19 protein-coding genes are annotated in these 22,071 nt (G+C 41.1%); all 19 read right to left on the bottom strand.

The annotated features are described in order from the left end of the window. A complete protein-coding gene (locus CLV31_RS20680; protein ID WP_111394992.1) occupies nt 1-1,092 on the bottom strand; it encodes a glycosyltransferase WbsX family protein in 1,092 nt (363 codons plus the stop codon). Nucleotides 1,093-1,097: 5 nt separating this feature from the next. Next, nucleotides 1,098-1,910: a glycosyltransferase gene (locus CLV31_RS20675; RefSeq protein WP_111394991.1), complete on the bottom strand. Its 813-nt coding sequence runs from the start codon at nt 1,908-1,910 to the stop codon at nt 1,098-1,100. Between the two features lie 9 nt (nt 1,911-1,919). Beyond that, entirely contained in the window at nt 1,920-2,870 is a 951-nt protein-coding gene (locus CLV31_RS20670; protein WP_111394990.1) for a glycosyltransferase family 2 protein, read from the bottom strand. A gap of 2 nt (nt 2,871-2,872) precedes the next feature. Further along, entirely contained in the window at nt 2,873-3,595 is a 723-nt protein-coding gene (locus tag CLV31_RS20665; RefSeq protein WP_181452684.1) for a class I SAM-dependent methyltransferase, read from the bottom strand. Nucleotides 3,596-3,597: 2 nt separating this feature from the next. Continuing rightward, nucleotides 3,598-4,215 (bottom strand): class I SAM-dependent methyltransferase, encoded by a 618-nt coding sequence (locus tag CLV31_RS20660; RefSeq protein ID WP_111394989.1) that lies wholly within the window; start codon nt 4,213-4,215, stop codon nt 3,598-3,600. Continuing rightward, nucleotides 4,196-5,488 carry an ABC transporter ATP-binding protein gene (locus CLV31_RS20655; protein ID WP_111395001.1) on the bottom strand — a complete coding sequence of 431 codons (1,293 nt, stop codon included), beginning with the start codon at nt 5,486-5,488 and terminating at the stop codon, nt 4,196-4,198. Before CLV31_RS20655 ends, CLV31_RS20660 begins: the two co-directional genes overlap by 20 nt. Beyond that, complete coding sequence (locus CLV31_RS20650; protein WP_181452683.1) at nt 5,469-6,281, bottom strand: glycosyltransferase family 2 protein; 813 nt, start codon at nt 6,279-6,281, stop codon at nt 5,469-5,471. The genes CLV31_RS20655 and CLV31_RS20650 overlap by 20 nt, the downstream gene beginning before the upstream one ends. Beyond that, entirely contained in the window at nt 6,272-7,075 is an 804-nt protein-coding gene (locus CLV31_RS20645) for a glycosyltransferase (protein WP_111394987.1), read from the bottom strand. Before CLV31_RS20645 ends, CLV31_RS20650 begins: the two co-directional genes overlap by 10 nt. A gap of 2 nt (nt 7,076-7,077) precedes the next feature. After that, nucleotides 7,078-7,959 carry a hypothetical protein gene (locus CLV31_RS20640; RefSeq protein ID WP_111394986.1) on the bottom strand — a complete coding sequence of 294 codons (882 nt, stop codon included), beginning with the start codon at nt 7,957-7,959 and terminating at the stop codon, nt 7,078-7,080. Between the two features lie 48 nt (nt 7,960-8,007). Continuing rightward, complete coding sequence (locus CLV31_RS20635; RefSeq protein ID WP_111394985.1) at nt 8,008-8,649, bottom strand: CmcI family methyltransferase; 642 nt, start codon at nt 8,647-8,649, stop codon at nt 8,008-8,010. 3 nt (nt 8,650-8,652) lie between these two features. Beyond that, complete coding sequence (locus tag CLV31_RS20630; RefSeq protein ID WP_111394984.1) at nt 8,653-9,525, bottom strand: glycosyltransferase; 873 nt, start codon at nt 9,523-9,525, stop codon at nt 8,653-8,655. Between the two features lie 1,146 nt (nt 9,526-10,671). Then, a complete protein-coding gene (locus CLV31_RS20625; protein ID WP_111394983.1) occupies nt 10,672-11,535 on the bottom strand; it encodes a hypothetical protein in 864 nt (287 codons plus the stop codon). Nucleotides 11,536-12,647: 1,112 nt separating this feature from the next. After that, nucleotides 12,648-13,040, bottom strand: coding sequence for a type II toxin-antitoxin system VapC family toxin (locus CLV31_RS20620; RefSeq protein WP_181452682.1), 393 nt, complete (start codon nt 13,038-13,040; stop codon nt 12,648-12,650). 1,356 nt (nt 13,041-14,396) lie between these two features. Beyond that, nucleotides 14,397-15,566: an ATP-binding protein gene (locus CLV31_RS20610; protein ID WP_111394980.1), complete on the bottom strand. Its 1,170-nt coding sequence runs from the start codon at nt 15,564-15,566 to the stop codon at nt 14,397-14,399. Nucleotides 15,567-16,332: 766 nt separating this feature from the next. Further along, the gene (locus CLV31_RS20605; RefSeq protein WP_111394979.1) at nt 16,333-16,935 is read right to left on the bottom strand and encodes a NeuD/PglB/VioB family sugar acetyltransferase; all 603 of its coding nucleotides are present in this window, start codon (nt 16,933-16,935) and stop codon (nt 16,333-16,335) included. A 353-nt stretch (nt 16,936-17,288) separates the two neighbouring features. Then, complete coding sequence (locus CLV31_RS20600; protein ID WP_146250949.1) at nt 17,289-18,086, bottom strand: GNAT family N-acetyltransferase; 798 nt, start codon at nt 18,084-18,086, stop codon at nt 17,289-17,291. A 4-nt stretch (nt 18,087-18,090) separates the two neighbouring features. Next, on the bottom strand, nt 18,091-19,251 hold the full coding sequence (gene rffA / locus CLV31_RS20595; RefSeq protein ID WP_111394978.1) for a dTDP-4-amino-4,6-dideoxygalactose transaminase: 1,161 nt from the start codon (nt 19,249-19,251) through the stop codon (nt 18,091-18,093). 417 nt (nt 19,252-19,668) lie between these two features. Then, nucleotides 19,669-20,403, bottom strand: coding sequence for a GNAT family N-acetyltransferase (locus CLV31_RS20590; protein WP_181452681.1), 735 nt, complete (start codon nt 20,401-20,403; stop codon nt 19,669-19,671). 152 nt (nt 20,404-20,555) lie between these two features. Continuing rightward, complete coding sequence (locus tag CLV31_RS20585; protein ID WP_111394976.1) at nt 20,556-21,482, bottom strand: glycosyltransferase family 2 protein; 927 nt, start codon at nt 21,480-21,482, stop codon at nt 20,556-20,558. Nucleotides 21,483-22,071: the final 589 nt, after the last annotated feature.

The following is a 22,071-nucleotide window of genomic DNA, read 5'->3' as shown; positions in this document are numbered from 1 at the left end:
TTAACTTTTATTCATCCTTGATTCCAAGACGGATCTTATGACTTCCAATTTACCTCTTTGAAAGCGTTGATCTGGCTCCAAATAATTTCCTTCTGCCCATTCATTCCAACTTTTTATAAAAAATATAGGCTCTTGGTTTTCATTAATACAATCAATTAATTTTTCCAAATGTAACCTGAAATGATCGAGGCTAAAATCATGATGAACAATCCCCCTTTTCCCAGACCTAGGAGTATTGTCCCATCCCGTATGCAGAGTAGGAAAATTGCTTAATGTCATTTTTTCATTATAGGTCCTATCTACCATTTTTTTGTAAGAAGTAACTATACACCCATTTCTCCACCGACTTAAAATTTCATTGGGATATTTCTTCGTTATCTTTTTTGTGACTTTTTCAAATAAGTTAAATTTTCCTTTCTGAAGAAATTTATCATGAAAAGCAAAACCATTTAATTTTTGAAAAGGATTATACTTCTGATAAGAAATTCCTAAAAAATAAATTCCATCAAATCCTGAATTTTTAGCCAAAGATTCCCAATGTTCAAGAAAATAGTCTAAATAAGGATGATCGAATGGGCGATAAATCAGAAACAAAGGTTTACCCTCTACATAAATGTATCTCGAATCTTTAAAATAAGGTAAAAGCTCTTGAAAGTGGGCCTCATCATCTTCTTTTCCCAAATACTGCTGACTTATAAGTACTCGATTAGGGGCCCCATGCCAAACTCCAGACCAGGTTTGGTTAGCCCATGCAAAACAAATGGGGAAATCAGGTTTCCCAGATTCTAAAAAATCACGAGCTGGTTTTTCTAACAATCGTTTGCCTCCTCCGAACCAATAATGCCAATAACAAAACCCAAAAATCCCATGTTCTTTGGCCAGTTCAGCTTGATTGATTCGAACTTTTTCATCTCGCAAATCATAATAACCTAATTCTGTAGGAATATGAGGTTGGTAATGATCCTTGAAGAGTGATTTTGCCTTTTTTACATTGGTCCATTCGGTAAATCCCTTTCCCCACCAAGTATCATTTTCAGGAATTGGGTGAAACTGGGGAAGATAGAAAGCAATCGGTTTAAGGATTTTTTTCATTCTGATTATCTAATAAGTTTCAAAAATACTGGTGGGATGAACAGCCTTAGTAATTCTATTAGTCCACTCTTTTTTTTAGTTGGAAACAAATCAGGATACTTTTTCATCAACTTAGCTTTAGCCTCTTGGACAGCCTTTCGGTTCTTAGAAATATTTCTGTCATGAAGGCGAATGAGTGTACTTTGATCAGGCTTATAGCCTAAGTAATGAAAAATCTTACCAGATATTGCACATCTTATCTGAAAATCCCAATCCTCAATGTATTGAAGGGATTCATCATAAAGTCCAATTTCATAAAAAACAGAGGAACGATATAAGGGTGCAGACGTCACAAATGGATTTCTTTTCAGAATAGCCTCTAAAACTAATTTATCTGAAAAGTCAATTTCAATAGTTCCAGTCAAACTTGAATCACTGTAAATATGCAATGTTCTTGTAGAATCATTTGAATAAAAATACCTTGCACCTGAATATACTATATCCACCTCTGGGTGCTTTAATAGAAACTCAACCTCATTCTTCAATTTATTGGGTGTGATCATGTCGTCAGAATCTAAAAGCTGAATGAAATCACCTTTTGCGGATAATATTCCAAGATTCCTTCCACTAGAAATCCCTCCATGATCCTTAGAGAGCACCTTAAAACGTTGATCCTTTTTGGAATAATTTTCTGCTATTTGAAGAGTCCCATCTGTAGACCCATTATTCACTATCAAGCATTCCCAATCTTGAAAACTTTGCTTTGATAAGCAATCCAATGTTTCATTCAAAAATTTCTCTGAATTGAAACAAGGAATTATAATAGAAATTTTTGGCATCAGCTAGAATTAATAAAAAATCGATTTTTTTAAAAGATTAAGCCTCTCTCTTATCGAAAGTAAATCATTGTTTAGTATTTGGAGCTTACTTTTCAATATTTTGGGAGATCTATAAAAATTTCTAAAAAACAGCTTTTTTACTACCTCGAGTGTTGCTTCTTTATCAGACCAGGGATCACTTGCTAACAACTCTTTGCAAAACATCTCAACCATCTTCAAATCGGGTTGCATTTCCTCGGAAATCCCCAAACTAACAATTCTTTTTTCAAAGCATGAAAGGGACCGTCTTAGCCAAATTTCAGCAAAGCTTATTCGAAGAAGATTTGCCTCACTTATTCGTTTCTCAAAATTTTGTGCAGTAAATTGAGACTCACTCCTCCTATATTTTAGTAAAACCTCAGGGAGAAGACCAAACTCAGTTTTCTCACTGAGCTTAATCCAAAGCTGATAATCTTCCAGATACCCAGAAAACTGAAGCCCGCTATGGTCCAAAACATCCTTTCGAATTATTACCGTGGGATGAACAAATGGACAATCTAAAAGCAAAGAGGGTTTCAGAAATTCATTTTTTACAGCCTTGTTAAATGGAGTTCTATCAAAAAATTCAGCAAGAGTACCACTCACACCTATATGAGGGTTATTCTCCATGAAATCCACCTGACGTGCAATTCGATCGGTATAGGCAATATCATCCGCATCCATCCTAAGAACATATTTACCTTTGGCCATCGCTAAACCTGAATTAAGTGCTTCTCCTATACCTCTATTTGTTTCATGCTGAAAAAATAAGATTCTAGGATCGGAAACAGATTTAAGAATACTTGCAGAATGATCAGAGGAAGCATCATCTACTAGAATCAATTCAAAATTCTTAAAACTTTGGGTCAGAATACTTTGAATGGAATCTTTAACAAACATTTCTGCATTAAATACTGGAACTAAAATCGAAACCAATGACATTTTTATTGTAATAAACTTTTAAAAAATCTCTTTAAATAAAAACCAGGACGTGCTTTACCAGACTTAATCATTTCAAGTTCAGATTCATATTGAATTTTCTTTTGTACCTGAACCTGATAAAGTTCAGGATGTACCAAATGAGTAAATATTGGCTTGAGTAAATCCATAGGATTCTTTGAGAACAGAAAAATATTTTGTTTGTACCATACGTCTACTTCATAATTGGTCCAAACAAGGGGCCTAATAGGATCGTAAACATAATACCCTTTAGTTTCAAATTTTTTTATCCAAAAGTTTGGTTCTTGTTCATTTATATGATTTTGCCCACCTTGACCGGGTATAGCTGCAGAAAAAAGAATTAAGTCTGAGTGCCTAACTAGTGTATCAACTAACACATCAGAAAATTTTTCGGGTAAATGTTCTGCAACCTCAAGACATAAACAAAAGTCAAACTTTCTCCCTAAAACCAAAGGCAAAGTAAGGTCATGAGACTTAAACTCAGATTGGGACAAATACTTTGACAAAAGCTCATGATTCACATAATCTCCATCTACTCCTAACACATCTTCAATTCCAAGTTTCTTGGCAATTGAAAGCCAAGTGCCGATTCCGCAGCCTATATCCAAAATTGAATTAAAGGAAATTATTTCTTTAAGTATTGGAAATATTAAAGATGGAGTTGTTAAATTATGGGTTGATTCAAAATGTATATATTGCTTGCTCAAAATTATTTTTTTGCTAAGGCCCAAACCACAAGAGGAAAGTCCTCCTCATTTTGTAAAGAATGTTTTTTGGGATCGTATTTAATCCAATTATCCAAGTTTGCAATAAGACAGGCTCTATTTCCCCATGAATGGACTTGAATTTTGTCAAGGTCAAACCCACATTCATGAAGAAAATATTTGAGGCCTTGAGCAGTCCATCTAGTACAGTCAATTGGATCTGGGTGATTTTTCAATAAAAAAGGAGTTGTGATCAAAAAAACACCACCATCATTTAATAACCTGAAAACATTTTTCCCTGCCTTAAATGGATAAGATAAATGCTCAAAAACTTGCTCTGCAATAATAATGTCAAACTTTCCATCAATAGTAGTTGAACAGATATCAAAATCAGGGAAATGGACGGATTGGTAATTTTTGAATCCATATCCACTCCATTTATTGCCAGAAACCTCTAAAGCTTTCATGTTTTCTAGATATAGTTCACCTACCAGTATTTTGGTTTCCCTATCCATGACAACTCTAACCCACTGTTCATGTGCCTCTGCAGGCTTTGGAGGTAAAAACAGTCTTTGGTAAAGAGAGACCAACTTCCTGTTTTTTTTAAGTATTTTTCTGAGCATTGATTAACTCTATATTTACCTGACCAGGGTGAACTAAATTATATCTTGAAGAAAGGAAATTACCATCTTCAAGGATGGAAATGGGTTTTAAATTAAAGTAAAATGCGTTTTCAATAGTATCGTAATTATCACCTCCATCTCCGAAAAATAAATCAACATAGTATTTACCTTCGGCATAAAATGGAATTTTATCTAGTTCGAAAACAATCTTCCCTTCTTTTATATTTGATTTATTTAACCTCTTCTTTAAATTCAAATTATTAATTCCTATTAAGGCTTTACCATTTGAATCTTTTATCACTAATCCAAACACGATTTCTTCAATACCAGAAGGGTCAAAAAAATCAAACTCAACAAACATTGTATCCTGTGAATAAAAAAAATCAGATTCTATTCCATTCCTCAATAATTTATAATTCAAAAGACCTTTTTTTGAGTTCTGTTTATTTGGATGAATAGTTAGGTCTTTTGTATTTCCATTCACTCCATTAGAATTGAAATAATAATCAATTGTTTTTGAAGGGGTAGAGTCAAAAGTAATTTTTCCCTTTTCTAATAATAAAACACGTTTGCATAGATTGGCTACAGAAGCCAAATCGTGACTAACAAACAAAACCGTTCTCCCTTGATTTTTACTTACTTCCTCCATCTTACCCAAGCACTTTTTTTGAAATTCAAAATCCCCAACGGCTAGAACCTCGTCAATTATCAGAATTTCCGGATCAAGATGAGCCGCAACAGAAAACCCCAAGCGGACTTTCATCCCGGAGGAATAAAACTTTACCGGGGTATCGATAAACTTCTCTATCCCTGAGAAATCAATGATTTCATCCAATTTAGAATCAATTTCCCTTCGGGTCATTCCAAGAATAGTCCCGTTCATGTAGATATTTTCCCTTCCACTGAGTTCGGGATGAAAGCCTGTTCCTACTTCCAACAGAGAGGCTACGCGACCATGAATTTCTATTTTACCAGACGTGGGTTCAGTGATTTGAGACAGGATTTTGAGTAAAGTGGATTTTCCTGCTCCATTTTTTCCAATAATCCCTAGCACCTCCCCTTCTTGTACTTCAAAAGAGACATCTTTTAAAGCCCAGAAAACCGATTCATCCTCCTCGCCAAATCTGCTGAGTTGACGGAGTCTTTTAAGGTTTTCCCATGGGGATCGAATAGCTTGGGAAATTTGCCCAACCAAAGTTTCCGCTTGTTTTTCCTTTAAGCCCAAGCGATAACGCTTGGAGAGCTGATCAACTTTAATTACTGAATTTGACACTAATTTTTTTTCCTTTGAATCGACCAAAATGAGCTTTAATAAGTTGTTTAAGAATAAAATATCTATCTGTAAGAGAAATTGAATTGAAAAAAAAATTCCAAAATACTGTCGACCAAAGAGCCCACTTTGATTTCCAATTTCCAAGTTGACTTAAATTTTTCCCATGGATAGTATATTCAGCTATTGGCATCTCTGAAGAAATGGATACAAGCTTTCCATGATAGGCTAATCTAGTCCAAAGTTCGACATCCTCATGAGGCCAACAAGATTGATCAAATCCTCCAATTCTTTCCAAATAGGATTTCCGTATTGTCAGGGAATTAGTGTGGAAATATCCTCCATTTAATATATGGCTAAACAACTTTTTTGAATCCATCCCCACCGGAACTCCCATCAACTTCTGGTAATTTGCATCTAAATAATTTACCAAAACCTGACCGAAACATCCCATAATGGAAGGATTGGTACTCAGAATTTGAACACTTTCATCAAATCTGTTTTCAAAATACTTATCATCACTATCCAAAAATGCCACCAAGGGGAAATTGACATTCTTGATTCCCAAATTCCTACTTTCTGCTGCCCCTCTATTTGAGTTCTTTGGATGGACCAAAACATTTATCCTACGATCTTTTTTTTGAAGGTTTAAACAAATCTCTAATGATCTGTCCGTTGAACCATCGTCTACCACTACTACCTCACCCACTTGCGGCAGAATTAAAGCAGAAGAAATAGCTAGCTCCACAAACTTCTCTGAATTAAAAACGGGAATGATAACCGAAACTAATTCCAAGATTTTTTAATATTCATTTTGATCAAAACATTTCTAAACTTTGTTTTAAAAAATGAAAGAATTGCCTCAAAATAGGTCAATAAGGAATAGGAAGGATATAGAGATCTAATAAAACCCGGAACAGAAATTACAGAAAGAATCGGAAGCCCTTTAATCTTATTTCCCAAGTTTGTATGATGGATATTTTGAATCCAATTCACTCCAGAACTAACATTGAGAGTGGGGACAATAGCAGAGAGAATATGATGATGCTCAAAGAACACCGATTTAAAATCCCCTCTTTCCTCTATCAGGGCAAAAAAAGGATTGCTGAAAAATGACTTCAAATAAAAAATACCTGTTGTGACATCTACTATATATCCTTTCAAGAAATTGACTCCAAAAGGAAATTCATTTATCTTCAAACTCTCCTTTTTTAATTTGCAAATAAAAGTAGGAATTAAACCATCATCAGAATCAAGTCTAACAGTACACAATAAATTATCCTGAGACATCCCAAGAATCTTAGTCTTTAAATCCGATTGAAAATTATCTGCATTTGTAAGAAGAATCTCAAACAAACCTAATTTATCCCCTTTTACAAATTCTTCAATAAAACTATTTGAGGTGGCTTGATCAAAAGCAATCACCCATTTGAAATTTTTATCAGTTTGATTTGCTACACAAGGATAAGAAAACTTATAGAACAAAATGTATCTAAAATCTAACCATTTTTCAGGAGAATCAAAATATCTGAAGATTCTTTCATCCTGCTTAAATCCCAAATTAAACTGTGTTATAAGAAAAAAATCCATAATCAAGATAAAACTTTCGTCAATCTTAAAATCCCTTTACGGAAAAACGGCTTTTTTATTTTTTTATCAAATAAATACAGCATATACCCATTAGAAACAGAAATACTATAACCAATTGATGTGAAATAGTTAACAAAGTAATTGTAATCATCCTGTTGATGATACACACACAAGGCAATCCTTATAGGTTGATTATTTTTCAGAAGATTTTCAAGGCCTTGGATAACTTTTCGTTCATCTCCATCCACATCTATTTTAATAAACAAATCTTTATTCCAAAGACTAGGTAAGTTCTGTGGCCTTATGGAATCAAAGGAATCAGTATTAGAAGCAAATTTTTTGATGATTTGAATTTTATCTTTAAAAGGTTTGAAGGTCCTTTCCAATGCATCAACCCAAAGATCGTCCTTTTCTAAAATAACAACTTCCTTAACCGAATTTATTTGATCCAAAGAAAAGCTTCCTTCTGCCACACCAATATCAAGTAGTATTTCAGCACCACCAGCATTAAAAATTTCATCACAATACAAATGAGGTGAATCGATATCTTGTTCAGACAATAAACCTGAATAATATTTTTTTACTTTTCCTTCTGTCCATCCTTTCTTAAAAAAGAATCTATTTCCATTATGATTTACAAATGGGTATCCATCTTCATAATTTACAGTTACTTCTAAACTGGAATATTTAGTGGTAAATGAATAAGGAAAGACAGATAACCCATTCTTACGAATAAATTCAATTTCATCTCTATACTCATAAGATTCCTTTTTTTTTGAAAAAGCTATAATATGAGTAAAGAGATTATTCCTGAATCGATTTAGTCGCAAATAATAAAACCAAACTCTAATGTTTTTCAGTTTGGAAACAAAAAAATTAAACACAGTCTATATTTTTGGTATTATCTCAATAGAAATTTAAAATAGAGAAAATTAAATATTCCTTTTCAAAAACCCTTTTGTATTAAAAGTCGAATTTTCTCCAAAGAAATTCTCCCATTTCGTATCTCTATAAAAGTCTGAGTTATCATTTAAAAAACATTCAATTGCTTTGACTGGTCCTCCCCCATAGCTTTTGGTCCATCCCATAGCACCTATTATTCCGTCTTCCACGATTAAATACGAACCTGGAGTAACATGCGGTCCAAATTTCTGAATGGCATGAAGTGTATTTTCATATTCATGAGAACTGTCCTCAATCACCAAAATGGTTTCGAAGTTTTTAGCCAGTTCCAAATCGTATTTTTGCCAGCCTTCTGTAAACAGCTTTATTCTTGGATGTTTTCTTACCAAATCAAAGGCTTCATCCTGGATATCTATGGAATGGATTTGGCCTTTGCCCATGATGTCCATCAAATCAGCCAAGTACAGCGCACTTCCTCCTTTATTGGTTCCAATCTCGATAATCAAATCAGGCTTGACTTCATTCAAAATCATCTGATAAGTCACATAATCAAAAGGACACTTGATACAGGGTATGCCCCGATAGGTGATCTGATGATGCCCATTATAGATTCCCTTAAGCGGATAGCTTATTTCTTTGTGAAAGAGCCTTTTGATCTTTTTTAGCAGCATGAATTATCGGGTTGGGGTACTATATAAAAATCTTAACTGAAACCATAGCCAAATAAACCAAGCCCGAAATGAAATAACCTTGGCACTTAACTTCATTAGGTAAATCAAGGATTGCTTCCGTTGGAACGACCAAGTTTGCCCAAACTTTCTCAGGTGATTCAAAAACAAGTGGTAACTCTTTACTTCAAGCCTACCATCAATCTTATCCTTGGAAGTAATTTTCTCTTTTTGACTATATGAATTCACCGTATTGAATAACCAAGTAGAGTTTGGATTACCGGGAGAAAAGTGCTCAATCAAAATATCCGGGACAAAGTAATTTTGAAACTCAATTGCAGTTCTAAGACAAATAGATGTATCGTATCCGTGAAATCCCTCCAGGCTTTCATCAAACTTGACTTTCCTAAATACATCCTTTTTCATTGCCAAAAACATCCCATCCAACAGGTATACTTGAACAGGATCGGTATGACCTGAATATCTGAGTTTTCCCTCCCCTATATTTCCTGATTCGTGATTATCCAAGTAATTGCAAAATCTCCTTGACGGGTCCGGAATCCACCAATAGGAGGGTGAAATCGGCAAATAATTAGATCCTGCAATTCCAATGACACCCGGATTGTCCAAGGATTGAAATCGACTTATTAATTTTTCACCCCAATTATCCGAGTGAAATACCACATCTTCATGAACAAATACCAGTAAATCGTAAGTGGCTTGACTTGCTCCATTGTTGTACGCTTGTGCTATAGGTAACTTTTCAATTTGGTTTTCAATTCTGATCACTTCGTAATCAACAACAATTGTCTTGGCAAGTGACTCTGAAAACCGATTAAATAGATTTTCATTAATTGAACAAACAATTATGGAAATCAAAGCCTAAAGATTAGGTTAAGAATCAAAATCTCGAAGGAATTCAAAAGCAAGACAATTTAGAGATAAGGGTCAGTTTTCGTTGCTTGTGCTTTCATTTCTACTGCTGACATACTGAGCGGAGTCGATGTGGGCAGTGGATAGTAAGAAGGAAGTGGTTTTCAATGTTCAATTTTCAATGGTCAATGTTCAATGTTCAAGTGATTTACTTTTTGGTCATTGGTCATTGGTTATATGTAATTTAAAATTGGGACACGTCATCGCGAGGAGCAAAACGTATCCTCATTAATTCTACCTTACTTAATTGCGACGAAGCGATCTTGGCAAATTACTACTCCTAAAAAGATTGCTTCGGGGTATTGATGTCTGAGGAATCTGGTAAATCAGCTTTATACCCCTCGCAATGACGGAAGCAAATTCAATGTTTTGACTTACTCGACAACCCTAGCTGAAGCTTTTTCTGATTTACCTGAAATGGAAGAAGTAAGAGGCTAATTTTCAATGGTCAATGTTCAATGTTCAAGTGATTTACTCTTTGGTCATTGGTCATTGGTTATATGTAATTTAAAATTGGGACCCGTCATCGCGAGGAGCAAAACGTATCCTCATTAATTCTACCTTACTTAATTGCGACGAAGCGATCTTGGCAAATTACTACTCCTAAAAAGATTGCTTCGGGGTATTGATGTCTGAGGAATCTGGTAAATCAGCTTTATACCCCTCGCAATGACGGAAGCAAATTCAATGTTTTGACTTACTCGACAACCCTAGCTGAAGCTTTTTCTGATTTACCTGAAATGGAAGAAGTAAGAGGCTAATTTTCAATGGTCAATGTTCAATGTTCAAGTGATTTACTCTTTGGTCATTGGTCATTGGTAATTTCTAGTTGTCCGGTTGTCACGTTGTCGAGTTGTCCAATTGTCAGCTTCGCGCCTGCCTGCCGAAGGTGGGTTGTCCGGTTGCCTGTGCTGAGCCTAGTCGAAGCATCGGGTTGTCACGTTGTCCAGTTGTCCAGTTGTCGGGTTGTCAGCTTCGCGTTGTCACGTTGTCGGATTGTCCAGTTGTCCAGGTTCAGCTTCGCGCCTGCCTGCCGAAGGTAGGTTGTCCGGGTTGCCAGGCAGCGGTTGATTGGGACAGGTTTTGGGAAACTTAACGGGTGGCAAAGAGGACACCGGGGCGGAAGAATGGCTTTTTGATCTTGGTATCCGGATGAAAAAGCATGTATCCTTTTCCAAAGCCGGTTTGGAAGCCCCTAGATTGAAACCATTTTTCGAATTCATCGGCATCTTCATTTTGGTGGTAGGTGCAGATGGCAATTTTGGCGGACTTGAGTTTGGGCAGCAGTGGATCGATCATTTTGAGTACTTCGCGCTCTGCCCCATCCACGTCTATTTTGAAGAGTACGGACTGGCCTTCGAGTTCGGGCATGTGGGACAGGTCAACCTCCTCATTCCCAAAGCCTACCCGTTTGTTGGAGATCACCACTTTGTCTTTCCAGGGGGCGAAGGTTTTTTTTAGGGGAATGTCCCACTTGGGGTCTGTTTCGAAGAGGAGGGCTTTTTTTACAGTTTCGACGTGTTCGAGGGAAAAATTTGCATCCCCACATCCGATATCCAAGAGGATGTCTTCCTGATCGATGGAGAATACGGTATTGGTATATTGATGTGGGGAATCCGGATCTTGTTCCATCAGGATGTCATTGGCATAGGCTTTTGCCTTTACCTCGGGCATGGTGTTGGGGAGGTAGAGGTCTTTACCTCTGTACTGGAAGAAGGGATACGAATCGGAGTAGGATAAGGCTATATTTTTCCGGTCATAATTGAACTGAAAAGGGTATGGGAAAATAACGAGGCCATGTTTGGCGATAAATTCTCCTTCTTTTTTGAATTTTTGACCTTCCGCAGAGGCTGTGAATTTTAGTATTTTCTCCTTAAGTTTTTGGCGGAAGTAGTTTTGTCGTTTGACATAGACCCAAAGTCTGAGGGAATGAATCAAGTTGGTTGAGTTTGGCATTAATGGAGTTGGATTGTTGTCGGGTTGTCAGCTTCGCGTTGTCACGTTGTCCAGTTGTCGCGTTGTCACGTTATCGGGTTGTCGGCTTCGGGTTATCCAGTTGTCGGGCTTGCCTGCCGGAGGTAGGTTGCCGGGTTGTCAATTATCAATACTTCGACTCTGCTCAGTACAGGTATGCAAACTCAATGAGCAAGTGATCCACTCTTTGATCATTGGGAATTGGATATTGGTAATTGGTCTTTGATCAGAAGTGGTTGTACCCCCCGTCCCTCCCGAAATTCTTTCCCGAATCGAGTTCGGGACAGGCAAGGACAGGCTCTTAAGGGGGAGAATGAGGTGTAGTAATCAAATCAATACTTCGACTCTGCTCAGTACAGGTATGCAAACTCAATGAGCAAGTGATCCACTCTTTGATCATTGGAAATTGGATATTGGCAATTGGTCATTGATCAGAAGTGGTTGTACCCCCCGTCCCCTCCCGAAATTCTTTCCCGAATCGAGTTCGGGACAGGCAAGGACAGGCTCTTAAGGGGGAGAATGAGGTGTAGTAATCAAATCAATACTTCGATTCTGCTCAGTACAGGTATGCAAACTCAATGAGCAAGTTATCCACTCTTTGATCAATGGGAATTGGATATTGGTAATTGGTCTTTGATCAGAAGTGGTTGTACCCCCCGACCCTCCCGAAATTCTTTCCCGAATCGAGTTCGGGACAGGCAAGGACAGGCTCTTAAGGGGGAGAATGAGGTGTAGTAATCAAATCAATACTTCGACTCTGCTCAGTACAGGTATGCAAACTCAATGAGCAAGTGATCTACTTTTTGATCAATGGGAATTGGATATTGGTAATTGGTAATTGGTCATTGGTCATTGGTAATTTCTAGTTGTCCAGTTGTCACGTTGTCGGGTTGTCAGCTTCGCGTTGTCCGGTTGTCGGGCTTGCCTGCCAAAGGTAGGTTGTCGGGTTGTCCGGTTGTTGGGCTTGCCTGGTCCCCAGGTTGAATGATATGGATTCGAGGATGGGTTCGAGTGTGGTGTCTTGTTGCTTAGGTCTGAGGTCTTACTTTGAGCATCCCCCTTTTTGAAGTCAGGGCTGATACGTTAAATCTCCTTTATAAATCAAGAACATCCAATGCCTCTATTCTGGAGAAATGTTTAAAGTTTAGAGTCGCTAAGGGGATGGCATTGGTGACGGCTACAGAAGCAATCAAAATATCGGCAATATCAATCAGCTTATTTTTGGATTTAAGTGCTTTGTATACCTCAGATGCTACTACAGCGGTATCAGCGGTAAAAGGCAGGACTTGAACTCTATCAAAGAACTCTTTCCAAAAATCCATTTGCTCTCCCGTTGCCCCCAATAAAACCTCGTATTTGGTTATTGATGAAACCTTAAATTCGAAACGATTCAGCGATAGCCTATAAAGGACACTTTTTGATTTTTCCTTATTCCGAAAGTATTCAATCAATATTCCTGTATCTAAAAGGATGGGTTTTCCCTCCACAGATTGGTAGATTTTCTCTGAGATTTAAATTCCTCTAATTGGCTATCGCTCATGAAGGGACCTTTCAAAAGAAAGGAAGAAAACTCGGATCCTTTCGGCTTATTCCTGATTAATTGCTCTAGCTTTTCCACAATTTCCTGAAGTGCGGACTGCGGTAGTCCTTGGGCCATTTCCAAAAATTGATTTACCTTTTTCTCTACCGGAATCTGGTATGCTTCTGATACAGGTTCACTTACCTGGTATTTATGTTTTTTCGCTTCAGACATGGTGAAATTTACTAAAAATGCTTGAAATTCTGTGTTTGGAGGGAAGAAAGAGGTTGTCGGGCTTGCCTGCCGGAGGTAGGTTGTCAGCTTTGCGCCTGCCTGCCGAAGGTAGGTTGTCCGGTTGTCAATTATCAATACTTCGACTCTGCTCAGTACAGGTATACAAACTCAATGAGCAAGTGATCCACTCTTTGATCATTGGGAATTGTCCATTGATCATTGTCCATTGGTAATTGAAAATTGGTTACAGCTTCGCCCTTTCACTCCCAGCCCCTAGCCACCTTGTGGGGGAATTTTTAATTACTCCCTTTGAAGGAGGATTTGCACTGGCAGATGGAAGTTAGCCTCGACTGAGTAATAAAATTACTCGGTCATTTGGGATTTGCAAGGGGAAATTTGTGCGGAAGTTGGGAGGAATGGAAGTAGGGAGCTATGAGGTTGGGGAGTTTGTGAGTGGTTAGTTGTAAAGAGTGAGTGGTTGTACCCCCCGACCCTCCCGAAATTCTTTCCCGAATCAAGTTCGGGACAGGCAAGGACAGGCTCTTAAGGGGGAGAATGAGGTATAGTAATCAAATCAATACTTCGACTATGCTCAGCACGGGTTCTCAAGTGATCTAATCCTTGAGCATTGGGAATTGGTCATTGTCCATTGGTCATCGATCAGAAGTGGTTGTACCCCCCGTCCCTCCCGAAATTCTTTCCCGAATCAAGTTCGGGACAGGCAAGGACAGGCTCTTAAAGGGGAGAATGAGGTGTAGTAATCAAATCAATACTTCGACTATGCTCCGTACAGGTATACAAACTCAATGAGCAAGTGATCCACTCTTTGATCATTGGGAATTGGTAATTGATCATTGGTCTTTGATCAGAAGTTGTTGTACCCCCCGTCCCTCCCGAAATTCTTTCCCGAATCGAGTTCGGGACAGGCAGGGACAGGCTCTTGAGGGGGAGAATGAGGTGTAGTAATCAAATCAATACTTCGACTCTGCTCCGTACAGGTATGCAAACTCAATGAACAAGTGATCCACTCTTTGATTATTGGAAATTGGTTATTGGTCATTGGTCATTGGTCAATGTTAATTTGATTAGCTCAATACATTAAACCGAAATGCCAAAGCGGGATGGTGTTGAGGTATCCTCTTTCGATATCGTCTTTGACCAGGTATCCATTTTGGGCCGTTTTGATTTGTTTTTCCCTTTTGCTTTTCCCCCCCACTTCAAAATCCATGGTCCCGACTTGGAAATCACCCATCGAGGAGGTTACTACTTGGTGATTCACTTTTACCTGATTGAGAAAAAAGGTTTCCCTTATATTCCCCTTGTTTTGAAGGTCTTCCACCAGGCTGTAAACCAGATTTGTGTTTTCCAAGTACACCTTATCGATTTTGCCCAATCCTATGATGCCATCGGTCTGACTTCGAAGCTGAGTGATCATACCCGCTTCTTCCATGTAGAGCAGGTAATCGGCGATGTTGTTTCGACTTATATTCAGCATTTCCGCCAGTTTGCTCATGTTGGGTTTGAAGGGTACACTTTGGGCCACAATAGCCAGTAACTGTTTCAGTTTTCTTCCCGTGGAAACGTTCATTTGGGCATAGGTGGGAATATCCACTTCGAGGGTTTGATTGACGACTTGCCGGAGTTTCAGTCCAAAGTCATCTTCCCCGGCAAACGGGTAGTAACCTTTTTTGAGGTAGTGGTCAAACAAGGGAAGAGGATGGGGAATTTGAGGAACATCGACCTTCTGATTGACAATTTGTTCTAAAGAGACCGGGGCTATTTCCAGATGATGAAATAGCATCAGGTATTCACGAAATGAAAGCCCCTGCATGGAATAAACCACTGCTCTTCTGCTCAAATCGGCACTCCCTTTTTTGATGTCAAGGATCGAAGAACCCGTAAACACCACTTTGAGGTCCGGATGGTAGTCATAGATAAGCTTTAGCTCTTTGGACCAATCCGGATATTTGTGTACTTCATCCACAAACAAGTGTTTGCCTCCAGCTTTGACAAAGTCATTGGCCAAATCGGACAGGCGGTTTTTTGCGAAATAGAAGTCTTCGGCCGTGACGTAGAGGGTTTCCTGCGTATTCAGCTTGTTTTTGATGTATTGTAGAATAAGTGTTGTTTTTCCGACACCCCGCGGCCCGGTCAGACCGAGTAACCTGTTTTGCCAGTTGATCTTATTGTAGAGATAGCGTGTATAGGCTGTATCTACCCGGGCAATCAACTGGTTGGAGTATTGAAACAAACTATCCATTCGGTAGGCTATCTAGTCAAAACTACATAATTGCACTAAAGGAGTGCAAATTAACGATATTTTCGCACTATGAGAGTGCATTTTTAAGAAATACACTATTAAAAGTCGGTGAAAGTTAAACTTAACGCGCTTTAGTCTTCTGCTGACTTTAACTGAAAATGGCTGTCAGGTTCGCGTTGTTGGGTTGTCTGGTTGTCCTGTTGTCGAAGTTGTCACGTTGTCGGGCCTGCCTGCAGAAGGTAGGTTGTCGGGTTGTCGGGTTGTACCCCCCGCCCCTCCCGAAATACCCTGCGGTTCGGGACAGGCTCTTAAGGGGGAGATGATGGATTGCCGAGGTTTGACAACAGCCGTAGGCAGACAACAGCGCAGCAGACAACTTGACAACAGCGTTAGCGGATAACAGCGCAGCGGATAACTTGACAACAGCGTTAGCGGACAACAGCTTTAGCGGAGAACTTGACAACAGCGTTAGCGGATAACAGCGTAGCGGACAACAGCTTTAGCGGAGAACTTGGCAACAGCGTTAGCGGATAACAGCGTAGCGGACAACAGCTTTAGCGGAGAACTTGGCAACAGCCGAATGCAGATAACAGCGTAGCGGATAACATGACAACAGCTTTAGCGGAAAACAGCTTTAGCGGAAAACAGCTTTAGCAGATAACAGCGCAGCGGACAACTTGACAAAAGCGTTAGCGGATAACAGCGTTAGCGGAGAACTTGACAACAGCCGTAGGCAGGTAACAGCGCAACGGACAACAGAAAACCCTTAAACTATCCTGCCTGGCACACCGACGACAGTGACTCCAGAGGGTACATCGCGGATGATGACCGCACCGGCCCCGATAATGGTCCCCTCTCCGATCCGGACTCCTGGAAGAATGGTGGCATTGGCCCCGATGAAGCATTCCGATCCCAATTCGCAAGCTCCAAGTAAAACAGCTCCGGGATTGATCACGGAAAACTCTCCCACCCTAGCCTCATGATGAACCTGAGCACCTACATTGACCAGGACTCCCAGGCCCAAGGTTACCTGTGCACCTACAAAAGCAGAAGTAAGGATATCGGCACCTGAGGTCGAAGCCGTGGAACTGATGACGGCCTGGGGTCCTCTTAGGGCATGGAGCACGCCTCCCCGTTGGGTAAATTCTTGGTAAAGTTTTTTCCGAAACTTAGGCGAACCCACCCCCAAGACGAAGTTCCGATCCGATGAAAGCCAATCCTCCACTTGGTCCAAGCGGTTGAGCGCGGGCAATTCCGATGGCCAAAAAGGGGAAATATCCTCACCATAAACTGCTGGGTTGAGGTATTCGGTAAATCGAAGAATGTCGAGGACTTCGAGGGCATGTCCTCCTGCGCCGGCGATGATCATGGGGTTAATGTAGTTTTTAGGGTTGTCTGGTTGTCACGTTGTCACGTTGTCGGGCTTGCCTGCCGGAGATAGGTTGTCACGTTGTCGGGTTGTACCCCCCGCCCCTCCCGAAATACCCTGCGGTTCGGGACAGGCTCTTAAGGGGGAGAGGATGGGTTGGGGAGTTTGGGAGCAATGAGGTTGGGAAGTATGGAAGTTTGTGAGTAGTAAGTTGAAAAGAGTAAGTGGTTTTACCCCCCAGCCCCCTTTAGGGGGTGAATGGGGTGTCGTAATCAATGTTCAATTTTCAAGTGATTTACTCTTTGATCATTGGTCATTGGTCATTGCCCATTGGTAATTGATTACTTCGACAATCATCTCCAAAAGTGATAAATATATTTTCGCTCGATCAATTGGTACCCCAAGCTTTTGTAAAGTGCTGAAGCGGGTAGATTGGCGGCTTGGGTTGCGATGGTCATGGTTTGGGCTTCTTTTTGGATGGCGAAATTTTCTGCAGCTTGAATCAATTTCTTTCCCCATCCCTTGCCTCGTTGATCTTTTTGTACGGCAATCAGTCCGATTTGGGCATCATGCTCAGCTATTGAACAAGTCACCAAACCTGCTTGGTTTTTGGCCAGCAAGACTTCATGTTGAGTCAGGGCTTTTTCGATCCAACGCTGATAGAGCTTTTCAAATTCTAGGTTCACAAAATTCGGATCGGTATGAAACCGGGAAAAGACACCACTTTCCAAAGCAAGGTTCAAAAGATTCTCAGTCAGAGTGCCTGCATACGAATGGATTTCAGCACTATTGGCATTTTGCCTTTTGAGATTTTTAAAATATGTCAATCGGAGATCTATGGGTTGGATGGGACTGTTTTCAATAGGAAGTGGTTCCTCTGAGAAGAGATAAACCAGTCGAAACGATCTGGCTGCCTCCAAAAAATCAGATTGAGACCATTCCTCTCCTACCATACACTTACCTACGGCGTATCCGAAGAGGGAAGAATCAAAGGGAAGAGGGGTGATCATGGGTTTTTGGGGTTGTAGAACTTGTCTGTCGGAGGTAGGTTGTTCTTTTGTCACGTTGTCACGTTGTCCTGTTGTCACGTTATCGGGTTGTAGCGGACAACAGCCGTAGGCAGATAACAGCGTAGCGGACAACTTGACCACAGCGTTAGCGGATAAAGTGGGTATGACTGAGTTCCGGAAGTTCGTGAAATAGGGGTAGTCTTAGCAGACAGTCCGTAAACCGGTCAGCGTTGGGTAAGGATCTGCGACTTTGCTCGGGAAAATGGGACTTGGCAAAGCTTGACTGATGAAGGCTTTGGTAGTGGAATACGGCAAGGATTCCTTTCTCTTTCAGTCTTTTGGCAACGAGTGTCCGTTGCTCCAGGTCTTCAAACAGCAGAAAAAAGAGGTGGGCATTGGCTTTTTTATCGGAAGTCAGAATTTGGAATGGGATTTCTTTTGTAGCTGAAGTGAATTGCTCGAGGTAGCTTTCGGAGAGCAGACCCCCGGAAGAGTTTTCTGAAAACCAAAGAGCGTAGTTATCCCAGATATCTTTCCGTCGAGATTGGATTGTGTCAAGATTTTCGAGTTGGGCCCAAAGAAAGGCCGCGGATACTTCCGAAGGTAAAAAGCTGCTACCGGCATCTACCCATCCGTATTTGTCGACTTCACCACGGAAAAAAGCCGCCCGGTCGGTTCCTTTTTCCCAGATGATTTCGGCTCTTTTGACCAAATCCGGATCATTGATAACCAGCATTCCACCTTCTCCGCATTGGATGTTTTTGGTTTCATGAAAGCTAAAGCATCCCAAGTGTCCGATTCCACCAAGGGCTCTTCCCTTGTAAGAACTGTCTATAGCCTGAGCGGCATCTTCCACCACGAAGATTCCATGTTTGTCGGCGAGGTCCATGATTTGTTCCATTTCACAAGGGACTCCAGCGTAATGGACTACAACAATTGCCTTTGTTTTTGGGGTGATCAGATCTTCCAACCCTGTTTCGTCCAAGTTTGGATGATCTATATGACTATCTACAAACACCAGTTTTGCACCTCTCAGGACAAAGGGATTGGCCGTAGAAACAAAGGTATAGCTGGGTAGGATGACTTCATCCCCGGGTTGGATGTTCAGGAGGATGGCTGCCATTTCGAGCGCGTCGGTGCAGGAAGTGGTGAGGAGGCATTTGTGAAAACCGTATCTCTGCTCGAAGAATTCTTGGCATCTTCCGGTAAATTCTCCGTTACCGGATATTTTTCCCAAGTTGACTGCTTCTTGGATGTATTGCAGTTCATTGCCGGTGAGGTAGGGTTTATTGAAGGGGATGAGCACGGTGTCTAGGTTGTCGAGTTGTCAGCTTCGGGTTGTCAGGTTGTCTGTGTTGTCCGGTTGTCAGCTTCGCGTTGTCGAGGTTGTCGCGTTGTCGAGGTTATCACGTTGTCCGGTTGTACCCCCCGACCCTCCCGAAATTCTTTCCCGAATCGAGTTCGGGACAGGCAGGGACAGGCTCTTAAGGGAAAGATGATGGGTTGGGGAGTTTGGGAGCAATGAGGTTGGGAAGTATGGAAGTTTGTGAGTAGTAAGTTGAAAAGAGTAAGTGGTTTTACCCCCCAGCCCTCCCGAAATTCTTCGGGACAGGCTCTTTAGGGGGTGAATGGGGTGTCGTAATCAATGTTCAATTTTCAAGTGATTTACTCTTTGATCATTGTCCATTGATCATTGCCCATTGGTAATTGATTACTTCGACAATCATCTCCAAAAGTGATAAATATATTTTCGCTCGATCAATTGGTACCCCAAGCTTTTGTAAAGTGCTGAAGCGGGTAGATTGGCGGCTTGGGTTGCGATGGTCATGGTTTGGGCTTCTTTTTGGATGGCGAAATTTTCTGCAGCTTGAATCAATTTCTTTCCCCATCCCTTGCCTCGTTGATCTTTTTGTACGGCAATCAGTCCGATTTGGGCATCATGCTCAGCTATTGAACAAGTCACCAAACCTGCTTGGTTTTTGGCCAGCAAGACTTCATGTTGAGTCAGGGCTTTTTCGATCCAACGCTGATAGAGCTTTTCAAATTCTAGGTTCACAAAATTCGGATCGGTATGAAACCGGGAAAAGACACCACTTTCCAAAGCAAGGTTCAAAAGATTCTCAGTCAGAGTGCCTGCATACGAATGGATTTCAGCACTATTGGCATTTTGCCTTTTGAGATTTTTAAAATATGTCAATCGGAGATCTATGGGTTGGATGGGACTGTTTTCAATAGGAAGTGGTTCCTCTGAGAAGAGATAAACCAGTCGAAACGATCTGGCTGCCTCCAAAAAATCAGATTGAGACCATTCCTCTCCTACCATACACTTACCTACGGCGTATCCGAAGAGGGAAGAATCAAAGGGAAGAGGGGTGATCATGGGTTTTTGGGGTTGTAGAACTTGTCTGTCGGAGGTAGGTTGTTCTTTTGTCACGTTGTCACGTTGTCCTGTTGTCACGTTATCGGGTTGTAGCGGACAACAGCCGTAGGCAGATAACAGCGCAGCGGACAACTTGACAACAGCGTTAGCGGAGAACAGCGTAGCGGACAACCACTTTAGCGGAGAACTGGACAACAGCGAAGCGGACAACAGCCGTAGGCGGGCAACACTTACTTCTCTCCCACTCTTTTTTCCACAATGTAGATGGGGCGGTTTTTGACACCTTCAAAGGTTTTGCCGATGTAAAGCCCAACCATCCCCAAGGTCACCAATATAAATCCTGTTAAAATCCAAAGGGAGATAATGAGACTGGCATATCCAGCGATAATGATGTCGCCTTGCAGGTATCGGACCAGGGTAAAAACAGCAAATAAGAACCCTGCCAAGGCAATCAAAAGACCTACTTTGACGGTCATCCGAATAGGTTTATCACTGTAAGCCAGCATGATATCCAAAGCGAGATTGAACAGTCGCTTGAAATTGTAACTACTGCCTCTTTCTTCATTGGCTGCATGGATGACATCAAGGGTTGTCTGTCGAAAGCCGACCCATCGAACCATGGTGGGAAAGTAGCGAATACTTTCTCTCATGTTGCTGATTTCACGGATGACTTTCCTATGGTAGATTCCAAAATTGGCGATGGTTTCGTCTTGGTGTGAACCTGTCAACCACGCGAGGGTTCGATAAAATAATTTGGAGGAAAGCCGCTTTAAAAATCCATCCTGCCTATTTGCTCTACGGGCAAGCACCACATCATACCCTTCTTCAGCTTTGGCCAATAGCTGAGGAATTTCTTCCGGCCTATCCTGAAGGTCACAATCCATGACGACCACCCAATCTCCTTTGGCATGATCCAGTCCGGCGGTAATGGCATAGTGTTGTCCAAAATTTCGGGAGAGTTTGATTCCTACTACTTCGGGGTGGAGTTTTGCCAATCGATCTATTTCATCCCAAGAACGGTCAGGACTGGCATCCTCCACAAGGACGATCTCGAATTCGGAAGATATTTTCCTTACGGCGTCCTTGATCCTCAAAACAAGCGGTTCGAGTGTTTGCTCGGCTCGGTAAACTGGGGAAATGATGGAAAGAAAGGGCATTTTTGAGGTTTTTTGGTTGTCGGGTTGTCGGGTTGTCAAGTTGCCGGGCTTGCCTGCCGGAGGTAGGTTGTCGAGTTGTACCCCCCGCCCCTCCCGAAATACCCTGCGGTTCGGGACAGGCTCTTAAGGGGGAGATGATGGATTGCCGAGGTTTGACATGAGCCGTAGGCAGATAACAGCGCAGCGGACAACTTGACAACAGCGTTAGCGGATAACAGCGTAGCGGACAACAGCGTTAGCGGAGAACTGGACAACAGGCGTAGCCAGAGAACAACATTAAGCTTTAGGCGACATCGGCAAAGATCCGTTCCATCCTTCGTCCCGATGGAAAGTATTGTTCAATGTGTCATCGGGATCTCAGGATGGGCAGGCTAAGCGACATCGGCAAAGATCCGTTCCATCCTTCGTCCCGATTGATGGAAAAATTCCATGTGAGATCGGGACCGACTCATGGGCCAATTACGCGACATCGGCGAATATCCGTTCCATTCGTCGTCCCGATTGAAAGTATTGTTCAATGTGTCATCGGGATCTCAGGATGGGCAGGCTAAGCGACATCGGCAAAGATCCGTTCCATCCTTCGTCCCGA

It is taken from the genome of Algoriphagus aquaeductus (assembly GCF_003253485.1).
GTDB classification, from domain to species: domain Bacteria; phylum Bacteroidota; class Bacteroidia; order Cytophagales; family Cyclobacteriaceae; genus Algoriphagus; species Algoriphagus aquaeductus.
This window is presented reverse-complemented; position numbering and strand designations above follow the sequence as displayed.